The 13,230-nt window shown below is 40.9% G+C and carries 10 protein-coding genes; 3 read left to right on the top strand and 7 right to left on the bottom strand.

Going from position 1 to position 13,230, the window contains the following annotated elements; all coding sequences use genetic code 11:
• Nucleotides 1-150: 150 nt before the first annotated feature.
• The 3 genes from UYC_RS0103990 to hetF all read right to left on the bottom strand — a co-directional run bounded on the left by UYC_RS0103990 (nucleotide 151) and on the right by hetF (nucleotide 4,253).
• Nucleotides 151-516 (bottom strand): DUF2237 family protein, encoded by a 366-nt coding sequence (locus UYC_RS0103990; protein ID WP_026087354.1) that lies wholly within the window; start codon nucleotides 514-516, stop codon nucleotides 151-153.
• Nucleotides 517-609: 93 nt separating this feature from the next.
• Nucleotides 610-1,473: a tetratricopeptide repeat protein gene (locus UYC_RS0103985; RefSeq protein ID WP_016873351.1), complete on the bottom strand. Its 864-nt coding sequence runs from the start codon at nucleotides 1,471-1,473 to the stop codon at nucleotides 610-612.
• 218 nt (nucleotides 1,474-1,691) lie between these two features.
• The gene (hetF, locus tag UYC_RS0103980; protein ID WP_026087353.1) at nucleotides 1,692-4,253 is read right to left on the bottom strand and encodes a cell division protein HetF; all 2,562 of its coding nucleotides are present in this window, start codon (nucleotides 4,251-4,253) and stop codon (nucleotides 1,692-1,694) included.
• A 1,196-nt stretch (nucleotides 4,254-5,449) separates the two neighbouring features.
• Between hetF and UYC_RS0103975 the strand changes: the two genes are divergently transcribed.
• Complete coding sequence (locus tag UYC_RS0103975; protein WP_026087352.1) at nucleotides 5,450-5,776, top strand: thioredoxin domain-containing protein; 327 nt, start codon at nucleotides 5,450-5,452, stop codon at nucleotides 5,774-5,776.
• Here UYC_RS0103975 and UYC_RS0103970 read toward each other — a convergent pair.
• A complete protein-coding gene (locus tag UYC_RS0103970) occupies nucleotides 5,763-5,996 on the bottom strand; it encodes a hypothetical protein (RefSeq protein ID WP_016873348.1) in 234 nt (77 codons plus the stop codon). The two genes, UYC_RS0103975 and UYC_RS0103970, sit on opposite strands and share 14 nt — an antisense overlap.
• A gap of 91 nt (nucleotides 5,997-6,087) precedes the next feature.
• A complete protein-coding gene (locus tag UYC_RS0103965) occupies nucleotides 6,088-7,938 on the bottom strand; it encodes a DUF5942 domain-containing protein (protein WP_016873347.1) in 1,851 nt (616 codons plus the stop codon).
• A gap of 184 nt (nucleotides 7,939-8,122) precedes the next feature.
• Here UYC_RS0103965 and UYC_RS0103960 point away from each other — a divergent pair, with 184 nt between their 5' ends.
• Together UYC_RS0103960 and UYC_RS0103955 are read left to right on the top strand one after the other, a co-directional pair.
• Nucleotides 8,123-8,557 (top strand): hypothetical protein, encoded by a 435-nt coding sequence (locus tag UYC_RS0103960; RefSeq protein ID WP_016873346.1) that lies wholly within the window; start codon nucleotides 8,123-8,125, stop codon nucleotides 8,555-8,557.
• Nucleotides 8,558-8,610: 53 nt separating this feature from the next.
• On the top strand, nucleotides 8,611-10,260 hold the full coding sequence (locus UYC_RS0103955; protein WP_016873345.1) for a hypothetical protein: 1,650 nt from the start codon (nucleotides 8,611-8,613) through the stop codon (nucleotides 10,258-10,260).
• Nucleotides 10,261-10,396: 136 nt separating this feature from the next.
• Here the strand turns inward: UYC_RS0103955 and UYC_RS39830 are convergent, their stop codons facing one another.
• Together UYC_RS39830 and UYC_RS0103950 are read right to left on the bottom strand one after the other, a co-directional pair.
• Nucleotides 10,397-10,525, bottom strand: a complete 129-nt coding sequence (locus UYC_RS39830; protein ID WP_268743981.1) for a hypothetical protein — start codon at nucleotides 10,523-10,525, stop codon at nucleotides 10,397-10,399.
• Nucleotides 10,526-10,821: 296 nt separating this feature from the next.
• A complete protein-coding gene (locus UYC_RS0103950; protein ID WP_016873344.1) occupies nucleotides 10,822-13,032 on the bottom strand; it encodes an ATP-binding protein in 2,211 nt (736 codons plus the stop codon).
• Between the last annotated feature and the right edge of the window lie 198 nt (nucleotides 13,033-13,230).

Raw genomic sequence — 13,230 nt, 5'->3', positions numbered from 1 at the left:
AACAAACTGAATATGGCCTTATTCTGGAAAAAACCTCAGTTGAGAAGCTGAGGTTTTTTAATAAGTAAACAAAAACATAGATTCCCACTTCTCTCAAAAGTTGGGAATGTTACAGGGCAAATTTTACGTTTATTCTGATGTTCTACTTACTTATGCTTCATCGAGAGCGTATTGCTTCAATTCATCTAAAGAAGCGTATTCCAAAGCTGATGCGTGAGTTGCTGACAAAATTACAGGTGGTGCAACTCCAGCATCTAGTGCTTCCTTCCAACGAGAGGCGCACAAACACCAGCGATCGCCTGGTTTTAAACCTGGAAAATCAAACATGGGCATGGGTGTACTCAAATCGTTTCCCCTTGACTTGGTAAATGCCAGGAATTCTTCTGTGAGTTGTGCGCAGACAACATGAGCACCAATATCACCCGCACCTGTATTACATATTCCATCTCGATAAAAGCCTGTCATTGGCGAGGTGCAACAAATCTGTAATGGTTGTCCAAGGACATTATTCGTCATAGCAATAACTTGTTAATCCAATGCTTTCAATTGGTACATTACCGAGATCTACTGCTTACAGACAAGATTGACATGAGCAGAGTTAAGCAAACATCAATATAAACAATTAGTTTCGCGCAGCAAGTCTCCTAACAATCCTTGCTCTCGAATTATTTCTAAATCAGGATCTGTTTTCAGCAGTGCTTGAAAATTAGGATTAATCAGCAGTGCAGACTCAAGGCATTCTGTTGCTAATGAGATATTTCCTAATAGAGCTGCACAGCAAGCACTGTTATACCAAGCGTATTCATCATCTGGTTTGATTTCAACTGCTTGTTGATAGCTTGTCAGCGCCGCTTTATAACGCTCCACATATCTCAAAACATCTGCTAGTTTGTAATTAGCCCAGAAATCATCTGGTTCTATCGCTAAAGCTTCATCGTAACTTTTAATCGCATCATTGTAACGACCTAAATGTCTCAAGGCATCTCCACGCCGAAACCAAGCCCAATAATCATCACGACGAATCGATAAAGCTAAATCGTAATCAGCGATCGCCTCTTCGTAACGCCCTAATTGACGTTTGGCGTCTCCTCGACGAAAATATGACCAGTAGTCTTTGGGGCGTATTTCCAAAGCCCGATCAAAACTTGCGATCGCTTCTTCAAACAAATCTAAATCTTCTAACAAAATACAGCCTTGATTGTACAAAGCCCAATAATCATTAGGGCGTACTATCAATGCTCGCTCAAAACTAGCTACCGCCTGTTCATATTCACCTAGTTCCCGTAAAACGCTGCCTCTGTCGTACCAAATCCAGTAGCCATCTAGACAATCTGCTAAAGCTTTGTCGTAACATACAATTGCTTCTTCATAAAGCTCTTGATTGTCGAACTGCTTGCCTTGTTCGTACCAGTACTGTCTGTCTGTTGTACTTAGCGTTAGAATATCTGCCCTTGCCTCTGCTGCTTGACTCATCTTTGTTGCCCCAAAAAGTTATTGCAGCTACAGAAAAATTTACCCTCATATATTACCGCGTCTAAGCTTGTTTGGTAACATATTTGATGCAATAATTGACGCAACAATCTTCAAATCACAAGCAAGATTCTCGTAGCAAATTTAGAAGACTCTTCGAGCCTAATTTTGCTTTGATGATCCTACAAATGGGTAGCAGGCATTATAGTAGCAGCAATAGCTTATGATTCTCCTTCTTGAGATGGGGGAGAAGGTAGCTGAAGGAGAGATTTCCAATCTGTGATTGCTTGCTCTGGCCATAGCCAATTGTTGGCTAATTTATTAAGTTGAAAATGACTTGGATCGTCTTTGACTACCATTTGGCGTAGCTTGATTGCTTCATTAAAATATCGCTCTCGTTTAGAAACTGGTTGGCTAAGAGCAGATTTATACAGTCCAATAGCTAAACCAGCATAGGCAGTTAAAGCATCGTGATTAACTTCTTTTGGTGTGGGTGCTATGGCACTGGCAGATGTATTTTGTTGTTTGATAGCTGCATTCAACGCCTTGAACCAAGCATCATTAGCACGATTAATATTACCTTCTGCATAGTAAGCAAAACCTAAGGCATTAGCATATAAAAGCGAATCTGGTTCAGCTTTGACAGCACTTTCCCAATAACGGCGGGCATCATCAATACTATAGTTTTTATCTCCTGTTTGCACCGATTGCCACGCTAACCGCCCCTTGAAAAAGTTCACAGATGGATCGTCAATTTTACTATTAGGAACTAGAGCCAGAGCCGCTTTAGCATTAGAAAGAGCATTACGATTTAGTAGTTCTTCCACAGCTACCAGCCCATTTTGCAAGTCTCCTTTGCTTACTTTTTCGATCGCATAGGCTGTAACAATTCCGGTTTCCTCTGTCTTTAAATTACGTTCAGAGGAATTTAGGCTAGGTTGAGACTGGGCAGTAGAAGTTAAGGGTAGATCGGGTGATTTTGACTTTTGTTGATTGTTCCACAAACTTAAACCGATAACTGCTGCGATCGCACTTACTCCTACAACCCCAACTTTAGACCAAAACCGACTTTGAGGACGTCGTTGTGAATTAGTTTTTTGGGATGGGGTAACATGAGTTGATGGAGAAGAATTCTGCGAATTTCTTGGTAAGTTGGCATCATTCACCAATACATGACGTTCTGTCTCAACTTGCTTGGCTTTACCAGTTTCCTCTGTTAGCTCTCCCCGCAAACTACTGCTATCATCACAATCTGGCGATTTTATCTCTTCTGAAACCTCTTTTTTGTCAATATTATCTTTCTCAACGTGCTGCGTTACTTCCGGTGCGATCGCTGTTTCCTCATTTGCAACCGTTGATTGCTCAAGTTCGCGCAACAGATCGGAAACTATCGCAGAATCTTCTGCATAGCCCGGATCGTCATACTCAATTTCATCTACTAAATCGCCCCAAGTATCTTCACCTAACCAATCCTCCTCAGAAGAATCATCTGCCAAACCCGGAGGCATAAATTCATCAATGGGTAAAGGCATATCGACATCATCTGCCCTTGTCGAGAATATAGTTGAGGTGGAGCTTAGAGTCGGATCGTACTCATTATAGAACTGCCCCATTTGGGGTAAATAAATTTCTGGGTTGAGATAACCGTCAAACTCACGCTGGAGATATAAAATTGGTAGTGCCCAATACAGCTGGTGCGAACCATAGGCAGAAATTAATCCTTGGCGCACTCGACTGACACACAAATCCACTGGATATCCTTGGGCAAGATTCCGATAAAACAATTGTGTAAGTGTCAGCGCTACTTCATCGGGAATGCGCTCTGACATTGCCAAAACGCCTCTAATGCCCTGCTTTACCAAACTTTCCGTCAAGTTACGTTCGCCTGTTTCTCCCTGTAGGTTAGCAGTGGCTGGGTATGCTCCCAAGCAGGAGTTAAATACAGCTATTTGAATATTATTATTAACAAGCAAACCAGCTAAATCATCACCACTGAGAATTTCTGTTAAGCCAGTTCTCCTACTGACAAGATAAATTTCACCGCCATTAGAACCAACATTACTATGACCGGAGTAGTGGAGAACATGGAACCTTCCTTGTTCTAGGGCTTGTGTTAATTCCTCCCGCCCCGGTTGTTCCAGTAAAGTAAGTTCAATTCTCGGCAGAAAATGGCCAGTTTCGCTAATACGCGGTGATTGACGGTGAAGCTCCTCTTGCAGCTTGATCGCTTCTTGTTTAAGCAAATTTAATCGAACTTGATCTGTGGGAGAAGAAACAATCATCAATACTCTGATTCCACCTTCTTCTAGAGGTATGGGCATATTTGTGGATGGTAGCCTCGATACCCCATTCATCCCACTTTGATAACGTGAAAAAGCGATGTAAGGGCCTGTTGCTATGGGGCGATCGCCTGCGTGCATTACTTCCCAAGGCAGACGTGCTAACCTGGTATCTTTTAGTCCCAAACGCAAGCGCAGTACTTGTTGGTGATTTTGAGCGATACCCTGGGCAGTAATCCAACTATCTCTGAGAGTGCCTTGAAACAGTGTGTTATAAAGTTGCTGACCTAATGCCACCAAGTTGACATTGAGTGCGATCGCATCTCCCTGCAACATTGACTTCAAAGGATCGTTCATCAAATGTCCAGCAGCCTTCAACCATTCAGCTACAGGCCAAGTCACTAATTCTTCTGCCAATGGCACCCCAGGCGCGACTTGCTCTGTCCGCACCAAGTAGTCACTTTGCCCTACTGGCGTCACCGAAAGGTGAAATTCCTGGGTCACAACTTCTCCTGTTTGCCTCCTCAAATTTGGTTTCCAACGCTAACAGCAACTCTATGTATAGCCTGGTCTAATAAAATTAGATGCATCTTGTCACTGAGATGTTTCTAGATTTATTTATTTTAGTAACTGGCTTCTACAACTTTAGTCCGGATTTCAACTACGGTGCCTAGAACATTTTTATTGGTAGATGCACCTTGAACTTTAACTCCCCTGCTTGACTGATAAGCTCAGGGGAGTTTCTCTATAAGATTGAGCAAAATTTATCCTGAGGTTGATAGTTACAGTCAGAACATACTTATTAGTAGATGTACCTTGATTACTCAATTCCCTAGCTGGTTGGTAACCAAACCACTAGGGATTTACTTTAATAGCGCGATCGCCTCCTAAATAGCTCATTTGTTTTCTGAAGATAGTAATAAATAAAATTAGCTTAATCATTCTGTTTGCTAGCTATTAGCTGCTTAAAACTTTTTATTATTTCTCAAACTATTTACTCTCATTTTCATCAATTTGTCCGGAGCATACTGGTTGCTGATAGAACGTAGAGATTAGTAGATACACCCTGATAACTAATTCCCCTCGCTAGCTATTGGCTGATGGGGAATTTTTTCTATACAAAAATAAACATTCATTTATAATTTATACAAAATTTGCACAAATTTATCCGGAAACTACTGGCTAGTCTTATAACATAGAACTTGGTAGATGCACCCTGATAACTAACTCCCCTAGCTAGTTGTTGGCTAATACCAACACCTGGGGGATTTTTTCTTGTCAAAAAACATTCATTCAGAATTTGTCCAAAAAGTGCATAAATTTATCCGGAAACTACTGGTTATTCCGAGAACATATAATTTGGTAGATGCACCCTGATAACTAACTCCCCTAGTTGACTATCGGTTGCTAGGGGATTCTTTTATTTATTCCTATTAAATGCAAACTGATTTATTTTATCATTTTTAAATACTGCTAATGCTCGGTTGTTTTCATCTCTCTACCATTAATAAAGCTATTTGCGGATAGGCGCAGATAAGTAAGGTACAAAACTTCTTCTCTAAAAGTAGATATCACGCCTGTTTTACTTCTGTCTTTACGGTTGTTCTGCTGGATTTTAAAGATGATTTGGTGTGGGAGGATGTCACTTTTGATATGCTAGTATTCGATACTTATGTAAATAGTCAGACAGTTGCTAGTCCATGCCGTTAACTGTGATTAAATTCTCCAGTGAAGACTGCGGTTTATGCCACAAAATGTCTTTTTATGACCAAAAGGTGGCTCAAGAACTGGGTTTGCAATTCATTGACGTAAAAATGCAAGATACGGCGATGTATCGTAAATATCGCCAAATACTGTTAGCACAATATCCAGATAAATCAGAAATGGGATGGCCCACCTACATTATTTGTGATTCCCCAGAAGGAGAATTCCAAATTGTGGGTGAAGTGAAAGGCGGGCATCCCAAAGGCGAATTTAGAAATCGATTGCAAGCAGTTCTAGATTCTACAGACGTTAGTCAGAACTAAGCAACTCAAAGGATTTAACTTCTAAGGCAGGGCCAATCATAGCCATTGTCATTACATCTTCACGTACCTTGCCTGTGACTTTTGCTTTTTGTCCTGGGTGAAGTAACTTTTTGTCAGCACCTCTAAGGATTTCGTAGGTAACGCCTTCGTCGGTGACTAGTGCCCAAGCACCAGTACCGATATCACGGCGTTCTATTGTTCCTTGAACTGTGATACTCATAGTTGTAGAAACTCCTAAGACCAGAAAAAAATAGGACACGAGGACACAAAGAAATTCTCTGCGTCTTCGCGTCTGGTTGTCTTCCCATCTTTTAAGCGGGTTGTTCCTCATTGTTCACTGCTAAACGAGCTAGTCCTAAACAGAGTAGGGCATTGATGATTAAGAAGATTCGAGCTATCATGCCACTTCCAAGTCCCCAAACAGCGGGATCGAAAACGGCACTCACTCCTAAGCAGGCTGCTACACCTAAAGTTGTACCGATCGCAAACCACTTCCATTGCGGATGTCCGAGCAGTAGTGCTACTAACACAAAAGGAATGAGAACGCTAGCAAACAGAGGGTTAAAAGCATTAGTTCCCTGAAGTGTATTGCCAAGTTCGGGAATCGAACTGCCCAACAACCGGAAAGGCCACTGCGGCAAGTCAAAAATGTAGACTGGTTTCAGGAAGAATAATCCTGAACTGCCAGCAATCAAACCACTCGATAAACTCCAACTCCAGGTAAACGGAAAGTAAACTCGTAAAAACCAAGCCAGCAGATAAGAACCCAATACCATCAAAATCTTAGGCAACAGTGCCACAGCACCGCCATCTATCCAAAAGCGAGGATTGAGATAGCCGTTATCCCGCAGCCAGCGGAAAAAGTCTTGGAAACTAATTTGCCCTTGTGAGGCACGTGTAACTGCGGCTTCGGCATTCAATTGTCCAGCACCGTAGTAGTTTAAACTATCGTCCTGGATTTTTCTTGCCGACTCTTGAAGTACTTTCAAAACATCATCTGGTTCTTTGACACCAGTTGCTTCAACTAATGCGGCAACACCAGCAACGTGGGGTGAAGCCATGCTTGTACCCTGCAAGCCCAAAAATACAGCCTCGCCAGTTTCGGGATCGATGGTTTGTTGCAAAACTTTGCCCGCTTCGCTACCACCAGGAGCCGAGATATCTACCCCTGCACCAAAGTTAGAATAGGGGGCTTTTTCTCCATCGGGGCCTAATGCCGAAACGCCTATGACACGGGGATAACGCGCTGGATAGGCAGCAGAATTCTGACTTTCGTTTCCAGCCGCAGCAACGATAACAACACCTTTTTTGTGGGCGTATTCTATCGCTTCTTTCATTAATTGACTTTCACCGCCACCGCCCAAGCTCATATTAATTACATTTGCGCCGTTATCAGCAGCAAATTTAATTGCTTCGGCTATATCGGCAACGGTTCCGCCGCCATATTCATTCAACACCTTTAAAGGCATCAAATTGGCTTCATAAGCAATTCCTGCTACACCATAGTAGTTATTGGTAGCTTCAGCGATCGTCCCAGCAACGTGGGTACCGTGTCCGTTATCGTCCTTAGCTTCTTGGCGATCATTTACAAAATCGTAGCCTTTGACAAACTTTGTTTCTACCAAGTCGCGCACGCGAGTCACACCAGTGTCAATCACTGCTACTGTTATGCCACTGCCTTTAGTTTGGTTCCACGCGCCGACAACACCAATGTTGTGCATATGCCACTGCTTGCTGTACATGGGATCGTTAGGCTCGCCAGCAGTGGATCTTGTGGTGTCACAATCTCCAGGTGAATCAAATTCTGCTAGGTGTGCAATTTTGCCTAGTTCAGGAATTCTGTAAATATAATTTGGCTCAATAAATTCTGTCGCTTTGGCAATTTCAGACTTTCGCAGTTTCTTAAGTCGTTTTTTATCGCCTTCGATAATGTATACATTATCTCTAGCTGAGAATTTATTATCTAGTCGGGGTGTAACATTGTACTGTTGAGCGATCGCCTCCAGTTTTTGCTGCACCGCCTCCTGAGGAAGATCTTCCCGAAAATCTAGTAAAATTGTCTCGAATTCACCTTTAGCTGCCAGTCCCTGAAAATTCAGGAAACCAAATATCGCAGCACTTAACCCGATGACAAACAAGCAAAATAATAAAAACCTTCTCATATCAAGTCATCACCGCTTTTTGCCAGTTGTTCACTAACATAACTTATACAGACTCCAAGAAGCTCTATATTTGCAGAATAGTTACAGAAAATATAAAGATGAGAATGTAAAAGTTCAAAAAGTGATTTTTTTCTTTTACCTTCTGCTTCTCTTATTCATGTTTCTCTAGAGTTAAACTTCCAATATGGAACGTGGTCTTTTATGGCTGCCTCTATTAGCAGCATTTTTCTGGTTAGCTTGGCAAGGCTCGAAAGAGTATCAAAAAATCGAAGCTTATCGTACCTGGGCAGAGCAATTTGAACGAGCAAAGTATGATATTTATGCTGTTTTAGGTCAAAAAGGTAACACAATTACTTGGGGCAAACCCACACCTCAAGGCCCGATCAAGCTAGAAACCTTTTCTTTGAATGATGTTCAAAATATCAACCTTATGGTGGATGGCAATATTATTGATGTAGAAAATCTACCACAGAAAGGCCGGGCTATTGAGTTGGAATTTGTCTTCTTAGAACCTGCTCAATCAGTGCGAGTTCCGTTCACAGAAATTCCTTTAGCAGCAGAATGGGGTAAGTATTTGCAAGGACAATTAAAACGCTTAAAATCGGAACTAATTGAATAAATGTAGTGTCTAATAAATTAGATTAATTTAGGAGTAATACTCACTAAACTTGCATGGATTTAAAAAATTTGCAGGTTGGTGAGTATATTTTGTCTATGAAGCGTATTGTCCAGATTTTAGGTTTTTTATTACTACTTAATGCTTGCACTGCTCAGGTTATTGAAAAAGATACTCAAGCTGCAAATGGAGAAATTAAAAATTGTCCCCAATCTGTACCTGTTTCTTTAGCTGTACCAGGAGAACAAGAAAGTTTTTACGAACGGTTTGATTTTCATATTCGTAATATTATATTAAATGCTGATATTATCAGCTTTCAAACATCAAAATATGATTTTGTTTTCTGTCGAGGTAATAACTCTTGGATAGTCAAAACTGGAACTTTATCTAAAGAATTAAAACAGCAAAATTATCCAGAATATTCTCAAAATTTCCAAACTATTAAATTTCAAAATCAAAACTATCAGTATCGAGTTGTTAGAGAACCAGCAACACCAACTATTCCAAATCCAAACAAAGATAAAGTTGTTTTTGAATTAATTACGCCTAATAGTAAAAATCCTCAACGGCAAACTCTATACACTCTCAAAGCATTACAACAAAAGACCGATACAAATATAGGAACTCAAATAGGACTTTCTCGAATTACTGCTGCTGTAATTTGGGAAAATCGCATTTGGTGGTCAGTTGCTTTTGAGCAAGGAGAGGGCAATGATGGTATCGCTACTATTGTTAGTTATGAACCACAAACAAATAAAATTACATTAATTCAACCACCAGAACTTGTGTCGCATCAAATTACAGATTTAGCAATTACAGGAGATGCTAATAATCCCACATTTTGGATGGGTACAAAAAGAAGTGGAGAAGGTAATTTATACATACCTGGGCAAGGATTAGTGGCTTACCGTCCTAATTCCCAAAATCTCAATTCTGGTACTTTAACTTCTTACAATGTCAACAATAGTCCTTTAGTTGGAGCAATCCCTAACAAACTTCTGTTGGAAGATAATACACTTTGGGTTGGCACGGGTAACGGCGTTTGTCAAATTAAATTGCAAACTGCTGATAATCCTGAAAATTGGTCTTGTTGGCGGTTTGCAGCGATGGCTAAATTACCACAAGCAGGTTTACCAGTTTACAGTGAATTATCAAATCAAACTCCTGCTTTGACTTTATCTCCTACTAACAATAGTGAAACAGTCGAAGTACTTTGGTGGAGTCCCGTTGACTTTCAAACTCGGAAAGGACGTTATGAAGTAAGAACAGAAAAAGGCTTTACGGCAAAGCTGGATCAAGGTGCAAGTCTGGAACAGTTCCAGCGATTGTTACCACCAGGAAAACCACCAGTATATTGGCCTGGTTTTGAATGGCATTGGAATGGAGAGCGCTTCGTGCGAGGATTTGACGAAGTTGCGATGAATGAGTTTGGTGGTGGGCCTTGGGGTATTGGTGTTACTTTTGATCCTGCTAGTGGGAAAAGAACTGCAAATGCAATTCGCGGCGATTTGGAATTACTAGAAATTTCACCAAAGTTCACAAGCGTAAAATATTACTCTGGTTGGGTTGATGAAACCCAGTTAAATCCTTACTTAACAGTTTTGCCACATACGCAACCCCAAAATTTGCAACCTAATCCATTAGAAGCGATCGCTAAGAAAATAGGGGACAGAGAACAGGGGACAGGTGATAGGGAAAAACTGTAACCTATCACCTGTTGCCTTTGTGAATTACCCGAACTCACTTTGAGTCTTACCACATCATAGATTGATTGCAAAATCCAATTTTATGATGATAATGACCACCGATAAACACAGATGCACACGGATGATTCATCTGTGTTTATCGGTGTCCATCTGCGGAAAGTTTGTAGACGCCGAAGGCGGCTTCCCGTTCGCCGTAAGGCGTTCCCGTAGGGTAGGGTGCGGAGGTTTCCTCCGTTAGCGTAGCTCCTCGCGGAGCGAGGCTCAAAGCTTTCCAAGACAGTGGTCGATTTCTAAAATATGATTTTTGCTTGCTGTCTTAATTCACATTAGACGTGATTTACAAATTCATCAAGAATTGAGGTGGGTATTGATGCTGCAGAAAGGTTTGTGTAGTTAAATAATCTGGGGTTTAGTTCCTCAACCTAATTTACAAGATAAGCGATCGCACTAATCGCACTATTAGTGCGGCTCAATAAACACTTCTGCCGCACGCATCGAATCCTTAATAATGGTGCGTTACTACGTATAATTTCATAAATACAACTATTTTCCTATAGATAGTTATAAAATGGGAATTTCAATTAAAAACTCTGCTCCTTTTCCTGGTTGAGAATAACAGTAAAGCTTTCCATGATGCTTTTCGGTAACAATTTGATAGCTAATAGCTAAACCCAAACCAGTGCCTTTTCCAATAGGCTTTGTAGTAAAAAACGGATTAAATAACTTGGAGCGTACTGCTTCATTCATACCAGAACCGTTATCTTTAATACTAATAGTAACAGTACTACCTTTAGCTGCCGTCGAAACTCGAATTATACTAGGTTGGGCTTGAATCTCCTCTAATGTTCGCTGGCGATCGCGCTCTTCCAATGCATCAATAGCGTTGCTGATAATATTCATAAATACCTGATTCATTTGACCAGCGTAGCACTTTACTAAAGGTAACTTACCATACTCTTTAATTATCTGGATTTCGGAACTATCTGGTTTTGCCTTCAAGCGGTGATTTAAAATTACGAGTGTATTATCTATGCCTTCATGAATATCAACTTCTTTTACCTCTGCTTCATCTAAACGCGAGAAGTTTCGCAATGACAGCACAATTTCACGAATGCGGTTCGTTCCGATTCGCATCGACTGGAGTACTTTAGTTAAATCCTGTTCCAAAAAGTCAAAGTCAGTTGCGACAAGTTCTTCTTCTATTTCTTTTGGAGGTTCGGGCAAGTACTTTTGGTAGAGTTGTACCAAGCGCAATAAATCCTGAGTGTACCCATCAATATAGGTGAGATTGCCATGAATAAAGTTGACTGGATTGTTGATTTCATGGGCAACGCCTGCTACCATCTGACCGAGAGCTGACATTTTTTCACTCTGCACCATCTGCGCTTGGGTTTGGTGTAACTGAGCTATTGTTGCTTGAAGTTCAGTTGTCCGTGTTTCTACCCGCTCCTCTAGTTCCGTGTTAGCCTCTTCCAATTGTTGGTTAGCTGTTTCGAGCGCTGTAAAGGATTCTTGCAGCTGCCTAGCCATATAATTGAAGGATTGTCCGAGTATCTCCAACTCATCAATTCCTTTCACTTCCACCGAACGATCCAAGTGTCCTGCGGCGATCGCCTGACTTGCCTGAATTAAACGTAAAATTGGTTGGGTAATCCAACGAGATGTGTAAATACCTGCAATAGATGCTACTCCTAAAGTCAGCAAGCATAAGAAAAATGTAGTGCGGGTGTTAGCGTAAATTTGCCCCATGAAATCAGATTCGGGCACACTCACAACCACAAGCCAATCCAACCCGAAGCGATCGCGCCAAGGAGTAACTTTGACAAATTGGCGATCGCCCTTGAAATCAAATGTTAATTGCTGTTGGTTTTGAATCTTGTCAAAATCGCCCAGCTTTTGCTGTAAATATTTGCTAGTTGCTTGAATCAGGCGATCGGGGCTGTCAGTTGCAGCCAATCGTTTAGTTTTACCGTTAACAATCACATAGGGTTTTTGGGAACTGGAATTTGCAACCAATAGCCCATTGCGCTCAATAATAAAAACACTACCATTTTGACTGACGTGAATTTGGCGAAGAAAATCACTGATACTCGACAGCAGTACATCAGTACCAAACACAGCGAGCAATTTACCGCTTTTTTCATATATGGGATAACTGGCGGAAGCGGCGATATAACCAACCTCACCATCCCAAGTACTTATACCACTCCAAATCGGTTTACCAGCTTTTACTGCTTCTACATACCAAGTTTGTTCAAAACTGTTGTAATCATAAGTATTGATTAGCTTCGTCTTATTCCCTTGGGCATCTGTCACATAGGAAGAAATTTTAGAAACTCCTTTGACAGCCACAAGAGGATACAGTTCTATCGTGGTAGATTTGCTCCCCGGATAATTGGCAGAGCCTACCCCTTGCCCTGTCACAAGAGTATAGCCGTTGTAGGCGAAATTTTGATAGAGCTGCGTCTGTTTCCAAAAGTATCTTCCTGCTTTTTCAAAGTCACGTAAATCGAGAATTCCCGTTTCTATAGCGTCTGCATTTAATTGATTAATTTGATGTGGTGTTGCCAGATAACTATTCAAATGCTGATTCACCAGATCGCTGGTTTTGCCCATCACTTGATCGGCTAAGTTGTTAACTGCCTTCTGTCCATTTTTTAAAGATAAATATCCGACTAAACCAACCGAGATAGAAATTTGAGCTACAAAGGGAACTATTAAGAGGGCGCGTAAAGGTACTTTTATAAAGCTTTTAGAATTAAAGATCTTCATAATTTGTAAACTTATTTATACAAATTAAACTAGTTATACAAATCAAACTAGTAGTTAAAGTTAGTGTTCCCATATTTGTCGGTCAAAATTGATGCTCTAGAAACGCAGATACTCGACTTCTCTAAAAATTCATAGATTTTACAGGGCTTTCACATTTAGTTGACAGAAAACACAAACAGCTTCAAAATTCGACACAAT

Source organism: Chlorogloeopsis fritschii PCC 6912, assembly GCF_000317285.1.
GTDB classification, from domain to species: Bacteria; Cyanobacteriota; Cyanobacteriia; order Cyanobacteriales; family Nostocaceae; genus Chlorogloeopsis; species Chlorogloeopsis fritschii.
The sequence above is the reverse complement of the archived record's forward strand: the minus strand, read 5'-3'. Positions and strand labels throughout refer to the sequence as shown.